This window comes from Sphingomonas floccifaciens (assembly GCF_042681125.1).
Taxonomy (GTDB): Bacteria; Pseudomonadota; Alphaproteobacteria; order Sphingomonadales; family Sphingomonadaceae; genus Sphingomonas; species Sphingomonas floccifaciens.
The window spans coordinates 61,744-78,373 of sequence record NZ_JBHUFC010000023.1 but is presented as its reverse complement, the minus strand read 5'-3'; the positions used below and the strand labels follow the sequence as shown (position 1 = coordinate 78,373).

Genomic DNA, 16,630 nt, shown 5'->3' with positions numbered 1-16,630 from the left:
ATGATCGATCCGACTGTTTTCGAGGATGTCCTCTACGAAGTTCGCGGCCGCGCAGCCTGGGTCACGATCAATCGCCCCAAGCTGTACAACGCCTTCCGCGCACAAACGATCGAGGAACTGATCGCCGCCTTCAAGCTTGCGGCCGACGACCGGGGCGTTTCCTCGGTCGTGCTGACCGGGGCCGGCGACAAGGCTTTCTGCACCGGCGGCGACCAGTCCGCGCATGAGGGGCAATATGACGGCCGCGGTATTGTCGGTCTGCCGATCGATGAATTTCAGTCGATCATCCGCGACATTCCCAAGCCGGTGATCGCACGGGTGAACGGTTTCGCGATCGGCGGGGGCAATGTCTTCGCAACGCTGTGCGATCTCACCATCGCGGCCGATACGGCGAAATTCGGTCAGGTCGGACCGAAGGTCGGATCGGTCGATGCCGGCTGGGGCACGGCGCTGCTCGCCCGCCATGTCGGCGACAAGCGCGCGCGCGAGATCTGGTTCCTCAACGAACAATATACGGCCCAGCAGGCTTACGAGATGGGGCTGGTGAACAAGGTCGTGCCGGCGGCCGAACTGGACGCCGCCGTCGACGCCTGGACAGAAACGCTGGGCCAGCGCTCGCCGACCGCGCTGGCGCTGGCGAAGCGGTCGTTCAACGCCGACAGCGACAACATCCGTGGAATCAGCATGCTCGCGCTCAATGCCGTGAAGCTTTTCTACGACACGGCGGAATCGAAGGAGGGCGTGACGGCCTTTAACGAGCGCCGCACGCCCGACTTCCACGCTTTCGTGAAGTAGATGACGCGACGCATCGAGCGGGGCGACCTGGCGTCCGTTCTGCCTGCGGGCGGGCTGACGCTGGTGTCGTCCTGCTCGGCGGAGTCCGGCGTGTTGGCCGATGCCGTTGCGATGGCCGGCGAGGCGTTGGGCGACATGACCTTTTGCGGGATCTTCGTGCCGGGCCTGAACCGTCGATCCTGGCGGGCGGGGGCAGCCTCGCGGGTGCTGACCTTCTTCCAGACGCCGGAGCTTCGGGCAGAGGGTGCACGGGTCGAATTCCTGCCCCTGTGCTATCAGGACATTCTGCGCGAGATTCGCCGCCGGCGACCGCGCGCCGCGCTTTTCACGTGTTCGCCGCCGGACGCTGCCGGACGGTGCAGCTTCGGAACGGAGGTGGCATTCATCGCCGAGCTATGGCGAGACATTCCGGTTCGCATCGCGCACATCAACCCGTCGATGCCGCAGACCGCGGGTGATGTGGGCATCCCCTTCGACGCGCTGACGGCATTCATCGAGGAAGACGCCCCGTTGCTGGGCACCCCCGCCCGCCCGGCCGACGGCACCGCCGCAGCCATCGCGTTTCATGTTGCGCCCTTCGTCCGGGACGGCGACACGCTCCAGACCGGGCTGGGCAAGGTACCGGACGCGGTGCTGGCCGCGCTGGTCGATCGTCGCGAACTGCGCCTTCATTCCGGGCTCGTCGGCGACGGCGCGCTGGCACTCGTCGAAAGTGGGTCGCTGCGCGCGGCCACGGTCGGCTGCGCAATCGGCAGCCCCGCTCTGTACGAGGCCGTCCGGCACCCCCCGTTCGACTTCCGACCCGTATCCGTCACGCATGGCCCCGCGGTGCTGGCGGGCCTGCGGCTCGTTACGATAAATTCGGCGCTGGAAGTCGATCTCTATGGGCAGGCCTATGCCGAATTGACGGCGACCGGTTGGATTTCTGGGCCGGGCGGCGCGTCCGATTATGCCCGGGGTGCGCGCACCGATGGCCTGCGGATCGTCGTGCTCCCGGCACGTGCCAGGGACGTGAGCCGCATCATACTTCCGGCGGATGCTGCCGGCCCGGTTTCGCTCGGGCGGATGGATGTCGATGTGGTCATAACGGAGCATGGCGCGGCAGACCTTCGCGGGCTGAGCCACCCCGCGCGCGCATCCGCGCTGATCGCAATCGCGGCCCCCGATCACCGAGCCGCCCTCACGCAAGGCTGGGACGCACTGAGCGTACGATTCTGACGAGGAACGATCCTATGGCAATGAACAAGGTCATCATCAGCTGCGCCGTGACCGGCTCGATCCACACGCCGTCGATGTCGCCGCACCTGCCGGTCACGGCCGAGGAGATCGCGCAGTCCGCGCTGGACGCGGCGGAGGCCGGCGCGGCTATCGTCCACCTCCATGCGCGCAACCCGCAGGACGGTCGGCCCGATCAGTCGCCTGAGGCATTCGAGCCGTTTCTGAAGGTCATCAAACAAGCCTCTGACGTCGTCGTGAACCTGACGACCGGAGGATCCCCCTACATGTCGGTCGAGGAGCGGGTTCGCCCCGCCGCGGTCTGGAAGCCGGAGGTCGCCAGCCTCAACATGGGCAGCATGAACTTTGGGCTGTTCCCGATGCTGAAGCGCTACAAGGACTTCAAACATGCCTGGGAGCCGGCGATGCTGGAAGGAAGCCACGACCTGGTCTTCCGCAACAGCTTCAAGGACATCCGCTATGCCCTGGAAACGCTGAACGAAACCGGCACGCGCTATGAATTCGAGTGTTACGACACCAGCCACCTCCACAATCTTCATTACTTCTGGACCGAAGGACTGGTGAGGGCGCCGCTGTTCATCCAGACCTGCTTTGGCCTTCTGGGGGGCATCGGCCCGCACCCGGAGGAGGTCCTGCACATGAAGCGGACCGCCGATCGCCTGTTCGGCGACAATTACCATTGGTCCGTGCTCGGTGCCGGGGCGTCGCAGATGAAAGTCGCGGCGCAGGCGGCGGCGATGGGCGGGCATGTCCGCGTCGGTCTGGAAGACAACCTCTGGCTCGACAAAGGCAAGCTGGCACCGTCGAACGCGGCACAAGTGGTTCGGGTTCGGGCGATCCTCGAAGGTCTGGGGCTTCAGATCGCGACGCCGGACGACGCGCGGGCGATCCTGAGCCTGAAGGGCGGGGACAGGGTCGCCTTCTGATGCGGGCACTCGCCGACGTTCCGGTACATTTCCCCGCGGATCGGGTGGCCATCGCCCACGGCGATGCCCGCTGGACGTACGGCGACCTTGATCGACGATCTGCCGCGTGGGCGGCCACGCTGGTCGCTGGCGGGGTTCGGCCGGACGATCTGGTCGCCTTCGCCCTGCCGAACGGACCAGAGTTTTTCGCGCTGACATTCGGTATCTACCGCGTCGGAGCGACACCCGCACCGCTCTCGCCCAAGCTGCCGGCCATAGAGCGCGCCGCGATCCTGCAAGTCATGAAACCGCGGATTTTCGTCGATCATGACTCTCGCCCGGATGTAACCTGCACGCACATCGACCAAACCCGGACCGCAGCCTCGTGGAAAGCGTGTACGAGCGGCGGGAGTACCGGCACGCCCAAGGTGATCGTCGACGCCCGGCCTGCGGCGTTTGCCGACGATATGGCGTTCATCGGCATCCCGGCCGACGGCGTCGTGTTGGTTCCTGGCCCTCTCTATCACAATGCATCGTTCAGCGCCGCGGTCTTTGCCCTGTGGCGGGGATCGCGGGTCGTCACGATGGACCGGTTCGATGCCGAGGGCGCCCTGGCGCTGATCGATCGAGAGCGTGTCGACTGGTCGATCACGGTGCCGACGATGCTCAGCCGGATTCTGGCGCTGCCCGCAGATGTAAGGGCGCAGTACGACCTGTCGTCCTGGACGATGGTCGTTCACACCGCGGCACCGATGCCGGAATGGGTCAAGCGGCGTTGGATCGACTGGCGCGGCCCGGACCACATCTGGGAAGTGTATGGCGCGACCGAGGGCCTGGTGCGATGCTGGATTGGCGGCCGGGACTGGCTGGACAGGCCGGGATCGGTCGGTCGCCCGATCGGCGGAGCGCGGTTGCAAATCGTTGCCGAGGACGGGCGCAGCGTCCCGGCCGGGACGATCGGTGAAGTCTTCGCAATGCCGCCGGGCGGTCCCGGCTCGACGTATCGCTACATTGGCGCGGAGCGGCGGGCCGATCCGGAAGGTTGGGAATCCGTCGGCGATTGCGGATGGCTCGATGCGGACGGCTATCTCTATCTTACCGATCGCCGCAACGATCTGATCATTTCCGGCGGGATCAACATCTGGCCAGCGGAGGTCGAGGCGGCCTTGCTTCGCCATCCCGACGTCCGGTCGTGCGCTGTCGTGGGCAAGCCCCACGCCGATTTGGGGCAAAGCGTTCACGCGATTCTCGAAAGCGATGTGGCCATAACTCTGGATCGGCTGGAGGGTGTTCTCGATGCACATCTCCTGCGCGCGAAATGGCCGCGTTCGATCGAGGTTCGCGCAACCCAGGTGCGGGACGACGCCGGGAAATTCCGGAAAAGCAGTGAGAAAGCGACATGACCGAGCATCCCGTGATGACCCAGTTTCGCATCGAGCAAGGACGCAGCGGCATCGTCCACCTGGTGTTCGATTGTCCGGGGCGGACGATGAATGTCTTCTCCGAGGCGGCGATCGCGGACATTGGCACCTTTGCGGCCTGGCTGACCGACGCGGACGTGCCCGGGGTGGTCATTCGGTCGGGCAAGGACAACGCCTTTTGTGCGGGCGCCGACCTGACCGAGCTTGGCGTCGCCTACGACATGATCGTCGCTGCGCCCGAGCGGCGGCGGTTCGACCTGGCGTACGACCATTTCTTTCCACTCAGTCGCGCGCTTCGAGCGCTGGAAACGAGCGGCAAGCCGGTCGTCGCAGCTATCGCCGGACTCGCGCTGGGTGGTGGTTGCGAGCTCGCGTTGGCGGCACACCACCGCGTACTGGTCGATGATCCGCGCATTGGCCTCGGTCTGCCGGAGTCCCTTGTTGGCCTGCTCCCCGGCGCAGGTGGGACACAAAGATTGCCGCGTCTGATCGGGATCGAGGCGGCGTTGCCTATCCTCATGGAGGGTGCGCGCCTGTCCGGTCAGGTCGCGCTCGACACCGGTTTGGTCGGCACGCTTGTCGCGGCGGGCGAGGAAATCGAAGCGGCAGAGGCATGGGTTCTGGCAAACCCAGCGTCGTCGCAACCCTGGGACGGACGTAACTGGCAACCAGCCGAACTTTGCGATGTACACGCGACGATTTCGATTGTGCGGGACAGGGTGCTGCAGCAGACGCAAGGCCATTATCCGGCGCCCTTGGCGATCCTCGATTGTATCGAACTCGGCCTGCCCCAGGCGTTCGACGCCGCGATCCGAACCGAGATGGCGATCTTCGCTCAGCTCATCCAGCGCGAAGAACCGCGCAACATGATTGCGACGATGTTCCTCGCCAAAACTGAATATGAGCGCCTACGCCGAAAAGGGGAACTGCCGCCGGCGCTGGAGCAACTCGTAGCGATCGCAACATCGGCCATCGCCGCCGAAGATCGCGATACGATTGGTCCAGCCGGTTTTGGCGGTGGTGGACAATCGATACGCCGGCGATCGGAAAATGGATATTGGATCGACACCGAATTCGGCCGTGAGGCTCGAACCGCGATCGATCGGATCGACGCTGCTATCGTTGCCGATCTTCACTTGCCACCCGAATACCATTCGATTGCGGACTACGCAGTCGTGGTTGGGGCAGGGTATCCGGCCTATCTGGGGGGGCCTTACGCGCGTTTGAAACGAGCAAAGGTGCAATAGGAAGCGGTTTTGGCGAGGCGCGGGAGCGGTATTACGCCGGGTAGATCATATCCTGCCCCCCCCCCGCTGCTCACGTATCTGGCATTGACGGGATCACATCGTTACGATCTCCCTCAGTGTAGCTCCGTTGACTCTGTCGACGCTGCGATCTGGGGTGGCTCGTCGGAATTGTTCAACGTCCGAAGTATCTTTCGGAAAGTCCGCGGGACTCCACTCCGGATGAAGTACGGCGCCGACAGATCGGTGTTGTTGTTCAAACGACCTTGCTGTCATTCACGCGAAACCGAGTTCTGCAGCGGTCAAATCCTGTCCCCGCAACCATCCGAAACATACAATCGGCGCCTTCGGGCGCCTTTTGTTGATTTGCGCTGTTGCGCGCCCCCGCAACCAACTCGAACATACAATCGCCGGCGGCGCCCTCAGGCGCATCGCCGCCCTCGCTGCAGCGACTTGTGCTGACCCGCGCAGTCACCGAACGGCCGCCCTGGCTCACGTCCGGGCGGCCGTTTGCAATGTGCAGGATCTGCGCAAGGCGACCATGCACCAGCAGGTCCAGCCCGCGACTTTCCGCCCGTGGCTCGGCCGTGATGCGCTCGATGAGGTTGCGCAGCGCCAGCCGCGCCTCGCCACCCTCCAACTCAGGCGTGTTGAGCGCCTCGACCAGCGTCTCGATGTTGCGCCGATAGGCGTCGGCAAGGTTCGGGTGCAGCGCGATCGCAGGAGCGACCTCGACATCCTCCAACTGCCGGTCGATCTCCTCACGCTCGGCGAGTGCCGCCAGCAGTCGCTTCTTCATTTCCACATAATTGCCGACGCCATCTGCCATCATGTCGGTCAGTCGCTCGATACGCCCGGTCACCTTTGCCCTGTTCCGCTCGATCTTCGCGTGACTGGCCGCAGCGGCCTTACGGCTCGCTTCGCTAGCAAGACGGTATTCTTCGATGAAGGCGGCGACGAGGTCGGGCTGGAGCAGACGATGGCGTAGCGCGTCCAGGATGCGGTGCTCGAGCTGGGCGGTGCCGATGGTGCGCGTGTTGGTGCACGTCCCCGTCGCCCGAGAGGTGCTGCAGCCCCACCGCTCTGCCCCGACGACCGTAAACGAACCGCTGCAGACGCCGCACGTGATGAGGCCCGATAGCAGGCGTTTGGAAGGTTGCCGGCGGATGCCGGCCGTCCGCTCGGGCGCGCCCTCTATCGCAGCGACCGTGTCCCACAGCGCCTGATCGAGGATGCGCAGCTCGGGAACCGCCTGTACCTTCCACTCGCCCTCCGGATTGGGGCGCGACACGCGTTTGCGCGTCGCCGGGTCGCGGACGAACCGCTGGCGGTTGAACACGATCCGCCCGATATAGAGCTCGTTGTGAAGGATGCCGTTGCGCCGCTGCCGGCTGCCGCAGATCGTCGAGATGCGCCACGGGCCGCCGGTCGGCCCCGGAACGCCCTCGCGGTTGAGCCGCTTCACGATGAAGCTGGTGCTCCGGCCCTCCGCGCGCCAGGTGAAAATGCGCCGCACGACTTCGGCCTGTTCCGGCACGATCCGTCGCCGCCCGCGATCGATCTCTCCGTTGGCGAGCACCTGGACGTCGGCCTCGTAGCCGTAGCACAGCCCGCCCGGGATGCGGCCAGCCGCGACCCGGCCAACTTGGCCGCGCCGCGTCTTGTCCGCGAGGTTCTTCAGGAACACCGCCGACATTGTGCCGGTAAAACCGACCTGGAGTTCGCTGATCAGCCCCTCGGACACCGTCACGAGCCGACAGCCCGCGAACTCGACCCGCTTCCAGATCGCCGCGATGTCCTCCTGGTCGCGGCTGATCCGGTCAAGCGCCTCGGACATGACGATGTCGAAATCCGCAGCGCGTGCGACCATGGCGTTGAGGCCGGGGCGGTCGCGTGTCGCGCCGGAGAGCGCGAAGTCGGGAAACACTTCGACGACGGTCCAGCCCTCGCGGGCGGCCCGTTCGCGGCAAAGCCGGATCTGGTCCTCGATCGAGCGCTCCGACTGCCGGTCAGAGCTATAGCGGGCGTAGATCGCCACTTTCATGCCGGTGGTCGTCATCCGAACGCTCCCATTTTGCTCGCAGGCTCGCCGGCCGCGGTGTTCAAAGATCGTCGGGTGATCGCACGACTGCGCGGACGCGCTCGGCATCCTTGCGCGCCAGGTCGCGAGCCAGCGCCTTGACGAACGCCAGCAGTTCGGGGGGCGTCGAGGCCGGGATAGGATGGGTAGGCTCCACGCGCTCGGCAATGCGGCGTTGCCATGTACGCCAGCCATGTAAGTCCCGCACGATATGGATGGGGTGGCTCTGCCGCCGGGAACGGCCTGGAAGCCGGAAGGGAAGAGCTGGAGTGATCCGGCGGGAGCCGGGGAAAAGGAGAGATCGTCATGTCCATGCTGCTCGTCATCGCCTTCGCCTGTCTTGCCTGCCGCATTGCGCCGCGCCTGCTCGCCGAGTTGGTCGCAACCATCGTCGGCATGGTCCTCGTCCGTGCCGGGCGTCGCGCCCGCCGGAGGCTGCTGGAATGCGCTTGTCCGGTTGGCGCCGCCGGCTGGGACCGAACGCCGACCCGTGCCGAGCGCCGGGCGTTGCGGCGTGGCTTAAAGGCTGCTCTCGACATGACGGTGTTCACGAGCCTGTTGCCGCACGTGGCGGTCCGCGCGCATAAGCTCGCTGCGTTCTGAAGCCGCTGCGATGGTGACGGGCGCGCCGGAGCAGACCAACGGGGCAGCCATGACAGGAGCAGGGGGTTCGCCGCGCGCCATCGCCGAACGACTGCTGGCGACGGTCGATCCCGCGGCTTGGCAGCTGACCGGCAAGGCCGCGGCGTTCAGGATAGCGATTACGGGAACCAGCATCGTATTCGATGCGAGCGCAGCTTCCGTCGGACAGGCGTTCGAGCAGCTCGCCTTCGCGGTCGAAGCGCGGATCGCGTTCGAGCGCGCCCACGCCATGCTGGCGGCGGCACCGACCGCCGGGCCGCTGCCCCTGTGGCTGGTCAGCGGATCGGACGTACTGGCACGCTGGCTCAGCTGGTCGGGATCGGGGAAGGCGCTCCGCAAGACGCTCCGCCTGAGCGACGCGCTGGGTCAGGCGCCTGTCTCCGGCCATCTGGCGCGGCGCGCGCGGCGGGAGCTTGGCCAGCACGCCGCCAGGATCCGGGTGCGGCAGGGCGTGGCCGTGGCCGAGGCGATCGAACTCGCCGAGCGCCCGGTCAGCGTCGCAGTGCTCGGCGACAGGGCGTGCATCCGCATCGATGTCGCCGCATTCCCGGATACATTGCTCGGTGCCCTGCAGCAGGACAGCGGGCGCAATGCCCCGCGCAGCCTCTCGGAAATCGTCGATCATCCGTTCATCGCCGCAGCCGACCTGAAGCTCGCTGGCGTGAACCATGATGGCGCGGCGGTCGTGTTCGAGGTGGAGAGCCACCAGGCGCCGCTCGCACCGGTGCCGAAGGAAGCCTGGGCCGTACTGCCGCGGGATGCCGATCCGGCGTACCCGTGGCGGCCGACCGCGCGCGAGATCCGCGAGCATGACCGGCTGGTCGAAGCGGGACGACGTCTGGTCGGCGGCCCGGCGTGAGACACGTCCGCTCGCTCACGCGCCCGCGGCGCGATCCGCGTTGATGATCGCGTTGCCGTCGGTCGCGTAAATGGCGTGATACTCGGCCTCGGTGTCGAGGTAGAAGCCGCGCATTTGTTTATACTGGATGACCGCCAGCGTGCCGGCGAGCATGTTGAGGTCGGCAACCTGGATGTTGCTGCGGTAGAGCGCGTCGTCCGTGTCCCCGGTCATCGGGATACGGTCATGCGCGTGGACGTGGTCGCGCATCATCGGGGTACTGGTGGTGACCCGGACCAGCCCCATCAGCCGGTCGTCGACGAGGCTGAGCCCGAGGCCGCAGTCGATATAGGGCAGGTCGCGAGTTTCGAGTGCCGGAATGATCGAGGCACGGGCAGCGACGCTGTCGACGCAGACGAACACGAAGTCGGCCTCGTTGAGCAGATCGAGCGTGTCGGCCGTAAGATGCACCGGATGCGCTTCGATGCCGGTATGCATGCGGCCATACACGCGCGCGAAATACTCGACCTTGGTCATCCCGGCCTGGATATCCTCGATCGCCATCGCGCCGGGCCAGCGAAAGGCATTGTGCTGCTCGGCCGCGTCGCCGTCGACCAGCAGGATGCGCGTCGCAGGCGTCTTGCTGACGAGATCGAGCACCACTGACCCGGTGCCGCCCAGGCCGACGATCGCGATCGTGCCGCCGGCGAGCCGGTCCGACACCGCCTCAATGCCGGCGCGCGTCGAGGCGGTGTCCGGGTAGACGAACGGGCTCGGGCGAATGCTGGCGTCCACGTCCTGCCGTCCTCAGCTGGCGAAGGTGGCGTTGACGTTGACGAGGAGGCCGTCGGCGAGCGGCACGACGTCGCCCGGCGTCAGCAGACCGGTCAGCGCGGTATCGTGCGCATGACGATACGAGACCGTCGCCGAGCCGGGGCTCTGCCCCTCGCGATCGGGATAGGCGATGCGCAGCAGCTGCGCGTAGCTGACGGTGCGGCCGCGCAATGCGGTCCAGCGCCCGTTAATCGAGATCATCGTGCGCCCCGCCGCGGCGGCGGGCTTCGGCGCGGAGCGTTCTGCCTCGCCCACGAGATACAGGGCGCGGCGGCGCGGCGCGACCGGCACCGGCAGGACGGACGGCAACAGGGACGTGCTTGCGGAAGCGGCGACGGCGGGCAGCATGGTCATTCTCCTTGTCTAGAAGGGCTCGGGGTCGGAACGGCTGTCGGTCGGGCGCAGGCATTCGCGCAGCGCATTGACCATATCGGCGTAGAGTGATTTGACGGAGGAGTAGGAGTAGCGGGACAATCGCGCGCTGATCCGCTCCCACGAACAGGCGCCGCTGCGCGGATCAACGCCGAGATCGCCCATCGCCTCCAGGCAGATCGACAGCGCCAGCACGTGATCCTTGCCCCCCGGGATCGGCCGCAGCGCGACGGCGTCCGCCTCCGGCGCGACCCAGGACGGAACACCGCGCTGGAGATCACGCTGAAGCACCCAGGTCACCTCGCCGAGATCGACATCGACCCCCAGCCGGTCCTCGCGCCAGCGGCGGCAGCGCGCCGGATCGAGCATTGCGTTGAGCCCGGCGAGGACGTCCTCACCGACCCGGTCGGCGCCAAGCACGGTGACGATGGGGTTGGCGCAGCGGGCGGTCGCCATTGCGATGGTGACGGACGACGCGCCGATCGCCTCGCCGACCTCGCCGGAAGCCGCGAGGTTGGCGGCGATGATGGGATCGGTGAGGTTGACCACGGCGTGCGGCACCCCGGCGACTCGGGCCAACCAGCGTGCGGCATGCGTGCGGCCCGCGCCGGGCACGCCGCCGAGGATCAGCGTGCCGCCGCCGAACCACGGCCGCTCGGCGACGAGCATCGCGGCGCAGCGTTCACGCACCCACGCCAAAAACTCGGGCTGGTGCTCGTGCATGACCAGAAACGGAATGCCGTCGGGCCCAAGCCGATCGCCGCCGAGCAGCGCGAACGGCTCGCCGAGTTCGAGCGGCAGCGGCTCGTCGCCCGAACCGTGGCCGACGATCATCGCAGGCGTCGCGGGCTGGAAAGTGGCGAGCGTCGCCATCAGTCGCCCCTCCACATCCGCAAGGGCCGCATGCCGCCGGCACCGCGGCCCTCTTTCTTCACGCGCCGCTCGGTCGCGAACATCTCGTCGACCAGCATCCGCGCGAGCGACTCGTCGCCATGTTCGGCAGCGTGATCGAGGAAGGCGAAGAACCGATCCTTTTGCCACCGCATCCAGTCGCACAGACGGTCGCGCTCGATCGCGCGATCGTACCGAATCGACCAGTCGGCCTCGTCGCTGCTCTTGCGCTGCAGTTCGAGCAGATGGCGGCCGTACTTGCCCTCGCGCGCGTAGAGATTGACGATCAGGCGGTCACGCGCGCGCTTCGCCTCCGCCTCCAGCGCCTCTGCGCGCTCGGCCACGGCCGCGGCGACGCGCGCCTTGGCAAGGTCATCCAGGGCCGCTCCGCCGAACATCATGGTGAGCCGTCCCAGGAAGGTGATGTCGAGCTCGCCACCGTTCACCGCGTTCAGCAGCGCATCGCGCCCGTCGTCGTCGGCGAAGCCGCAGCTCCAGATGACGACCGGTTCGGCATGGCTGCCGCGCGGCTGGGCGTCGTGGCGGGGACACGCGCGGTACCAAGCTACGGCCTGACGGTCGGGACGCGCACCGACGACGCGATCGGACCGCGCATGACCGGCGGCATCGATTCAGCCGCATGGTGGCGGACGGTCACCGGCGGCCCATTCTCCATGCAGTGGCAGTCGGTGGTCGAAGTTGGGGGGCTGGTCCTCATTGCGCTCAGCCAGGCCTACGCCGGCCTGATCGCCGAAGACCTGAGCGCGATGAACCCGATCGACGTCCGCCGCATGCGCTTCTTCGGCACGGGCTTGGACCAGGTGCTGCCCGCCGCTCTCAGGTCGAGCATCATGCCCTACGATGCGCGCCTCGACGCGTTGTGGCCCGGGACCCGGACCGACTTCGCCCAGCGCGCGCTCGCGCACTTCGCAAAGGCAGTCGTTCATTCCGAGGACCCCGCCGACGACGCCGCTGCCGTGTCGCGAGCGCTCCAAGACCACCGCGCGCCCGAAAGGATCGAGCGGCCGCGCGCCGGTGACGACGTGCTGATCATGGCGATTCGCCGCCACCTCCGCGCGACCAGCGGCATTGGCCGCATACTGCGGCGCCTCCGGGAGCAGGACCAGATCGCGTGCGAACAGCGCCGCTTCACGCGCCTGTACCATGCCGCAGTCCAGCAGGGTGCCGTCCAATGACCAGGCCATCGTGCATTTTCATGCATGCCGGAGCACGTCGATGAAATTCGTATTTGCCGACTCGCTCGACTTCGTCGATCCGGCTTTCGACTTCATCGCGGACCGCAACGGCGCGCGCCGCACGATCCACCGCGACGATCAGTTCCCGCACGAATACCTTGATGTCGCGCCATACGACGGGATCCTCGTGTCGCGTGGCATCGTCGGCGACGTCCTTCACAACGGAAAGTACTCGGAGTCGCAGCTCATGCGATTCCGGCGCGAGGGCGCGCGGCGCTTCCTCCGCTACATGGAGAGCGACTTCCCCGGCAGCATGATGGTCGGCGACTGCGGCGCCTTCACCTACCGCAACATGGCGGAGCCTCCGTATAAGGCGGCCGATACCGTGGAGTTCTACGCGGACGGCGGCTTCTCGCACGGCTGCTCGCCCGACCACCTGATCTTCGACTTCGACCAGGCCGGCGCCGACCGGCCGCGGTCAGAGGTGCCCACCGACGTGCTCACCCGCTTCGACGTCACCCTGCAGAACGCTGCTGAGTTCAAGGTCGAGGCCGCCCGTCTCGGGCCGGAGTTCACACCAATGGGCGTCATCCAAGGGTGGTCGGCTTCGAGCATGGCGGACTCCGCCACGGCCCTTGCACAGATGGGGTACGACTACCTGGCGGTCGGCGGCACGGTGCCGCTCAAGATCGACCAGCTTTGCCGCGCGCTAGCGGCGATCCGCGCCGCGATCCCGCCGGGCGTACGGCTGCACGTGCTCGGGTTCGGCAAGATCGAGAACCTCGCTGACATCGAGCGCCATGGCGTCGCGAGCTTCGACACGACCTCGCCGCTCGTGCGCGCCTTCAAGGACGCCAGGAAGAACTACTGGGCCCGGACCGAGGGGGCCCTCGACTATTACACCGCTGTCCGGATCCCGCAGGCGATCGAGAACAACCGGTTGAAGACCAAGGCTATGCGCGGCCAGGTCGACCAGGAGGAGATCAAGCTGCTCGAGGCGACGGCGCTCGACTCCGTCCGGGCGCTCGCCTCGGGAGGGGGCGGGCTCGATGCGGCACTCGACGCGGTCATGGCATACTGGGCACAGCTGAACTGGACCGAAGAGACGTCTGAGATCCAGCGGCGGATCACGATGGCGAAGCAGCGCACTGTCTACGAGCGCACGCTTGGAGACAGGCCGTGGGAGACCTGCTCCTGTCGGGTCTGCCGCGAGATCGGCGTCGAGGCACTAATCTTCCGGAACTCGAACCGCAACAAGCGACGCGGGATGCACAACCTCCACGTCTTCCACGAGCACCTCAAGACCTTCAGGACCAACGCCGAATGACCGACAAGCTGACCTTCACCGTGGTCCTCCCCCGGCAAAGCGAGCGCCACAAGGTCTTTACGTTCGCCGCATCTGCATCGGAGATCTCGCGCTTCGCGCGGATCCAGCGTGCGGGACGCGACGACGACGGTGCCCTGCGCGGCTTTCAGCGTCCGCAGATCGCCGGCCACATCCGTGAGATCAGGGATTACTTGGTCAAGCCGAATGCGATCTTGCCGAACCCGATCGTCGTTGCCTTCACGGCCGGGGCGAAGCTGACGCCGCTCGTGTTGCCGGAACCCGTGCCGCCGCGGGGCAGGCGCATATCGGTGCGCAGGTCGCCGAGACCCAGCGGACTGGGAACCCTCACCATCGATCTCTCGGCTGGTGCCCCGGGGCTCATCGTTGACGGGCAGCAGAGGTTCACGGCCCTGTCGGAGATTCCGGACGGCGACTTCGAGGTGCTGGTGTCCGGCTTCCTTTGCGAGGACGACGAGGAGCTGCAGAAGCAGTTCATCCTCATCAACAACACCCGGCCGTTGCCCAAGGCCCTTGTCTACGAGCTGCTCCCCCAGGTCGGGGACCTGCCGTTCAGGATGTCCAGCCGTAGTCAGGCGGCGCTCGTCACGGAGAAGCTCAACTACAGCGAAGGCTCCTCGCTCCGGGGCCTGATCAAGCAACAGACCAATCCCAAGGGTATCATCCGCGACACGGTTCTGCAGCGCGTCATCATGAACTCGATTAGCGATGGCGCGCTGGGGCTCTATGCCGACAGCGACCAGCTCCTGCTCGACCGCGGCGCGACGCTCATCAGCGAATTCTTCCACGCGGTCCGACACATCTTCGCGAGCGACTGGGACGGCAAGACACCCAAGACCTCCCGCCTGGTCCACGGTGCGGGCGTAATCGCGATGGGGTATGTGATGGAGGAGATCCACGCGTCGACGGGCGCTACGACGCGCGAGGCGTTCGCGGACGGACTGCGGCTCCTCAGGGGTCGGACCGCCTGGAGCGAGGGGGAATGGACGTTCGGCGACGAGCGCAGGCGCTGGAACGGCCTACAGAACGTGCCGGCCGACGTTCGTCAGCTGTCCATGCACCTCGTTCAGGAACTGCGCCGCGCGCATGCGCGGTCTAAGGTCCGGGTGGCCTGATGGGCTACGCCGTAAAGGAGGTGTTCTACACGCTGCAGGGTGAGGGCATGAACGCTGGCCGGGCGGCGGTGTTCTGCCGCTTCGCCGGCTGCAACCTGTGGTCAGGCCGCGCCGAGGACCGGCACCGCGCCGTCTGCGGCTTCTGCGACACCGACTTCGTCGGCACCAACGGTACCGGCGGGGGACGCTTCGGGTCCGCCGACGACCTCGCCGACGCCGTCGAGGCGACCTGGCGAGGGTCGGGCGCGGCGCCTCGCTTCGCGGTGCTCACCGGGGGCGAGCCCCTGCTTCAGGTCGATGACGCGCTGATCCGAGCGCTGCACGCCAAGGGCTTCGAGATCGCCGTGGAGACCAACGGGACGATCGAGCCGCCCGAGGGCATCGACTGGATCTGCGTCAGCCCCAAGGCGCTGCCGCTTGTCGCGCGGCGCGGGGACGAGCTGAAGCTGGTTTACCCGAACCCCCGTCTCTCGCCCGCGGACGTCGAGGGTCTGGGCTTCCGCCACCTCCTCCTCCAGCCGATGGACGACACCGATGCCGCGGCGAACACGGCCGCCGCCGTCGCCTTCTGCCTCGACAACCCGCACTGGCGGCTCACCCTCCAGAACCACAAGCACGTGGGGATCCGCTGATGCACGAACTTAGCAAGCAGTTTCGCTTCGACGCGGCCCATACCCTTCACCGGGACATCGACGCCGAGCCGAGCCGGCGCGTGCACGGCCACTCGTATCGTGCCGAGGTGGTCGTGAGGGGTAGGCCGGATCCCGAGACCGGCATGATCATCGACCTCGGGCACTTCGAGCGCTTGCTGGAGGCGGCCCGCGACGGCCTGGACCACCGGTTCCTCGATGATGTGCCGGACCTCGGCCCCGCGACCATGGAGAACCTGGCGGTCTGGGTCTGGCGCACGCTCAAGCCTACCTGTGCGGGCCTCTCCCGAATCGTTATACACCGCGACTCCAGCGGGGAGGCGTGCACCTACTATGGGGATTGAACTCTTGGATCGAACCGCTCTGGTTCTCTTCTCCGGCGGCCAAGATTCGACTACGACGCTCGCCTGGGCGCTCGACCGGTACGATCACGTTGAGACCGTCGGATTTGACTACGGGCAGCGCCACGCGGTCGAACTCGAGGTGCGATCCGTCGTGGCAGACGGCATCAGGAGAAGTTTTCCCGATTGGGGCGACCGACTCGGCGAAGATCACATGGTCGACCTCCAGGTCCTCGGCCGGATCAGCGAGACGTCGCTGACCAAAGGAATGGCCATCGCCATGGCCGACGACGGCCTCCCGAACACCTTCGTTCCCGGCCGCAACCTCATTTTCCTGACGTTCGCCGCAGCGGTCGCCTACAGGCGGGGGATTAGGCACATCGTGACCGGCGTGTGCGAAACGGACTACTCCGGCTACCCGGACTGCCGCGACGACACGATCAAGGCGATGCAGTTGGCCCTTAACTTAGGCATGGACACTCGGTTCGTTTTGCACACTCCGCTGATGTGGATCGACAAGGCCGAGACTTGGGCACTCGCCAAGCTGCTGGGCGGCGACGAACTTGTGGACGTCGTGCGCACGCAGACGCATACCTGCTACGAGGGCGACCGCGAGCACATTCACGACTGGGGCCACGGTTGCGGCGCGTGCCCGGCATGCGAACTACGCGCGACGGGCTACCGAGGCTACTTGGCTCGCCAACAAGCCTGAGATCAATGCAGCG

At 66.7% G+C, this 16,630-nt stretch carries 19 protein-coding genes; 13 read left to right on the top strand and 6 right to left on the bottom strand.

From position 1 onward, the window contains the following. The 5 genes from ACFSC3_RS18660 to ACFSC3_RS18640 are packed head-to-tail and all read left to right on the top strand — an operon-like array spanning window position 1 to window position 5,604. A complete protein-coding gene (locus ACFSC3_RS18660; RefSeq protein ID WP_380941593.1) occupies window positions 1-795 on the top strand; it encodes an enoyl-CoA hydratase-related protein in 795 nt (264 codons plus the stop codon). Next, a complete protein-coding gene (locus tag ACFSC3_RS18655; protein WP_380941591.1) occupies window positions 796-2,013 on the top strand; it encodes an acetyl-CoA hydrolase/transferase C-terminal domain-containing protein in 1,218 nt (405 codons plus the stop codon). 14 nt (window positions 2,014-2,027) lie between these two features. Continuing rightward, window positions 2,028-2,957, top strand: a complete 930-nt coding sequence (kce, locus tag ACFSC3_RS18650) for a 3,5-dioxohexanoate:acetyl-CoA acetone transferase (protein ID WP_380941588.1) — start codon at window positions 2,028-2,030, stop codon at window positions 2,955-2,957. Then, window positions 2,957-4,339, top strand: coding sequence for an AMP-binding protein (locus ACFSC3_RS18645; protein ID WP_380941586.1), 1,383 nt, complete (start codon window positions 2,957-2,959; stop codon window positions 4,337-4,339). The genes kce and ACFSC3_RS18645 overlap by 1 nt, the downstream gene beginning before the upstream one ends. Beyond that, on the top strand, window positions 4,336-5,604 hold the full coding sequence (locus ACFSC3_RS18640) for an enoyl-CoA hydratase-related protein (protein WP_380941585.1): 1,269 nt from the start codon (window positions 4,336-4,338) through the stop codon (window positions 5,602-5,604). Before ACFSC3_RS18645 ends, ACFSC3_RS18640 begins: the two co-directional genes overlap by 4 nt. A 253-nt stretch (window positions 5,605-5,857) precedes the next feature. On the opposite strand, the gene ACFSC3_RS18635 is transcribed toward ACFSC3_RS18640, so the two are convergent. Both ACFSC3_RS18635 and ACFSC3_RS18630 read right to left on the bottom strand, forming a co-directional pair. Then, entirely contained in the window at window positions 5,858-7,660 is a 1,803-nt protein-coding gene (locus ACFSC3_RS18635; protein WP_380941584.1) for a recombinase family protein, read from the bottom strand. A 43-nt stretch (window positions 7,661-7,703) separates the two neighbouring features. After that, the gene (locus tag ACFSC3_RS18630) at window positions 7,704-7,838 is read right to left on the bottom strand and encodes a hypothetical protein (RefSeq protein WP_269450473.1); all 135 of its coding nucleotides are present in this window, start codon (window positions 7,836-7,838) and stop codon (window positions 7,704-7,706) included. A gap of 149 nt (window positions 7,839-7,987) precedes the next feature. Between ACFSC3_RS18630 and ACFSC3_RS18625 the strand changes: the two genes are divergently transcribed. After that, complete coding sequence (locus ACFSC3_RS18625; RefSeq protein WP_066487285.1) at window positions 7,988-8,284, top strand: hypothetical protein; 297 nt, start codon at window positions 7,988-7,990, stop codon at window positions 8,282-8,284. A 49-nt stretch (window positions 8,285-8,333) separates the two neighbouring features. Beyond that, a complete protein-coding gene (locus tag ACFSC3_RS18620; RefSeq protein ID WP_380941583.1) occupies window positions 8,334-9,182 on the top strand; it encodes a hypothetical protein in 849 nt (282 codons plus the stop codon). Between the two features lie 15 nt (window positions 9,183-9,197). Here ACFSC3_RS18620 and ACFSC3_RS18615 read toward each other — a convergent pair whose 3' ends face one another. The 4 genes from ACFSC3_RS18615 to ACFSC3_RS18600 are packed head-to-tail and all read right to left on the bottom strand — an operon-like array spanning window position 9,198 to window position 11,704. Beyond that, the gene (locus tag ACFSC3_RS18615) at window positions 9,198-9,956 is read right to left on the bottom strand and encodes a ThiF family adenylyltransferase (protein ID WP_066487289.1); all 759 of its coding nucleotides are present in this window, start codon (window positions 9,954-9,956) and stop codon (window positions 9,198-9,200) included. Between the two features lie 12 nt (window positions 9,957-9,968). Then, a complete protein-coding gene (locus ACFSC3_RS18610) occupies window positions 9,969-10,349 on the bottom strand; it encodes a multiubiquitin domain-containing protein (RefSeq protein WP_066487291.1) in 381 nt (126 codons plus the stop codon). A gap of 9 nt (window positions 10,350-10,358) precedes the next feature. Next, complete coding sequence (locus ACFSC3_RS18605) at window positions 10,359-11,240, bottom strand: hypothetical protein (RefSeq protein WP_066487293.1); 882 nt, start codon at window positions 11,238-11,240, stop codon at window positions 10,359-10,361. Then, window positions 11,240-11,704, bottom strand: coding sequence for a hypothetical protein (locus ACFSC3_RS18600; RefSeq protein WP_380941582.1), 465 nt, complete (start codon window positions 11,702-11,704; stop codon window positions 11,240-11,242). Before ACFSC3_RS18600 ends, ACFSC3_RS18605 begins: the two co-directional genes overlap by 1 nt. A gap of 69 nt (window positions 11,705-11,773) precedes the next feature. Between ACFSC3_RS18600 and ACFSC3_RS18595 the strand changes: the two genes are divergently transcribed. Genes ACFSC3_RS18595 through queC form a run of 6 tightly spaced genes read left to right on the top strand, consistent with a single transcriptional unit; the run spans window position 11,774 to window position 16,617 of the window. After that, the gene (locus ACFSC3_RS18595; protein ID WP_380941581.1) at window positions 11,774-12,454 is read left to right on the top strand and encodes a hypothetical protein; all 681 of its coding nucleotides are present in this window, start codon (window positions 11,774-11,776) and stop codon (window positions 12,452-12,454) included. Between the two features lie 40 nt (window positions 12,455-12,494). Then, window positions 12,495-13,781, top strand: a complete 1,287-nt coding sequence (dpdA, locus tag ACFSC3_RS18590) for a tRNA-guanine transglycosylase DpdA (protein WP_066487342.1) — start codon at window positions 12,495-12,497, stop codon at window positions 13,779-13,781. After that, window positions 13,778-14,914, top strand: a complete 1,137-nt coding sequence (gene dbpB / locus ACFSC3_RS18585) for a DGQHR domain-containing protein DpdB (RefSeq protein WP_066487312.1) — start codon at window positions 13,778-13,780, stop codon at window positions 14,912-14,914. The genes dpdA and dbpB overlap by 4 nt, the downstream gene beginning before the upstream one ends. Continuing rightward, complete coding sequence (queE, locus tag ACFSC3_RS18580) at window positions 14,914-15,546, top strand: 7-carboxy-7-deazaguanine synthase (RefSeq protein ID WP_066487320.1); 633 nt, start codon at window positions 14,914-14,916, stop codon at window positions 15,544-15,546. The genes dbpB and queE overlap by 1 nt, the downstream gene beginning before the upstream one ends. Then, window positions 15,546-15,908, top strand: a complete 363-nt coding sequence (locus ACFSC3_RS18575) for a 6-pyruvoyl trahydropterin synthase family protein (RefSeq protein ID WP_066487322.1) — start codon at window positions 15,546-15,548, stop codon at window positions 15,906-15,908. Before queE ends, ACFSC3_RS18575 begins: the two co-directional genes overlap by 1 nt. Beyond that, on the top strand, window positions 15,898-16,617 hold the full coding sequence (queC, locus tag ACFSC3_RS18570; protein WP_066487324.1) for a 7-cyano-7-deazaguanine synthase QueC: 720 nt from the start codon (window positions 15,898-15,900) through the stop codon (window positions 16,615-16,617). The genes ACFSC3_RS18575 and queC overlap by 11 nt, the downstream gene beginning before the upstream one ends. Window positions 16,618-16,630: the final 13 nt, after the last annotated feature.

Coding starts and splice junctions, on each gene's coding strand:
- ACFSC3_RS18575 (WP_066487322.1), top strand. CDS start 15,546: ATGCACGAACTTAGCAAGCAGTTTCGCTTCGACGCGGCCCATACCCTT.
- ACFSC3_RS18655 (WP_380941591.1), top strand. CDS start 796: ATGACGCGACGCATCGAGCGGGGCGACCTGGCGTCCGTTCTGCCTGCG.
- queC (WP_066487324.1), top strand. CDS start 15,898: ATGGGGATTGAACTCTTGGATCGAACCGCTCTGGTTCTCTTCTCCGGC.
- ACFSC3_RS18620 (WP_380941583.1), top strand. CDS start 8,334: ATGACAGGAGCAGGGGGTTCGCCGCGCGCCATCGCCGAACGACTGCTG.
- dpdA (WP_066487342.1), top strand. CDS start 12,495: ATGAAATTCGTATTTGCCGACTCGCTCGACTTCGTCGATCCGGCTTTC.
- ACFSC3_RS18635 (WP_380941584.1), bottom strand. CDS start 7,660: ATGACGACCACCGGCATGAAAGTGGCGATCTACGCCCGCTATAGCTCT.
- queE (WP_066487320.1), top strand. CDS start 14,914: ATGGGCTACGCCGTAAAGGAGGTGTTCTACACGCTGCAGGGTGAGGGC.
- ACFSC3_RS18660 (WP_380941593.1), top strand. CDS start 1: ATGATCGATCCGACTGTTTTCGAGGATGTCCTCTACGAAGTTCGCGGC.
- ACFSC3_RS18610 (WP_066487291.1), bottom strand. CDS start 10,349: ATGACCATGCTGCCCGCCGTCGCCGCTTCCGCAAGCACGTCCCTGTTG.
- ACFSC3_RS18595 (WP_380941581.1), top strand. CDS start 11,774: ATGGCTGCCGCGCGGCTGGGCGTCGTGGCGGGGACACGCGCGGTACCA.
- dbpB (WP_066487312.1), top strand. CDS start 13,778: ATGACCGACAAGCTGACCTTCACCGTGGTCCTCCCCCGGCAAAGCGAG.
- ACFSC3_RS18645 (WP_380941586.1), top strand. CDS start 2,957: ATGCGGGCACTCGCCGACGTTCCGGTACATTTCCCCGCGGATCGGGTG.
- ACFSC3_RS18640 (WP_380941585.1), top strand. CDS start 4,336: ATGACCGAGCATCCCGTGATGACCCAGTTTCGCATCGAGCAAGGACGC.
- ACFSC3_RS18625 (WP_066487285.1), top strand. CDS start 7,988: ATGTCCATGCTGCTCGTCATCGCCTTCGCCTGTCTTGCCTGCCGCATT.
- kce (WP_380941588.1), top strand. CDS start 2,028: ATGGCAATGAACAAGGTCATCATCAGCTGCGCCGTGACCGGCTCGATC.
- ACFSC3_RS18605 (WP_066487293.1), bottom strand. CDS start 11,240: ATGGCGACGCTCGCCACTTTCCAGCCCGCGACGCCTGCGATGATCGTC.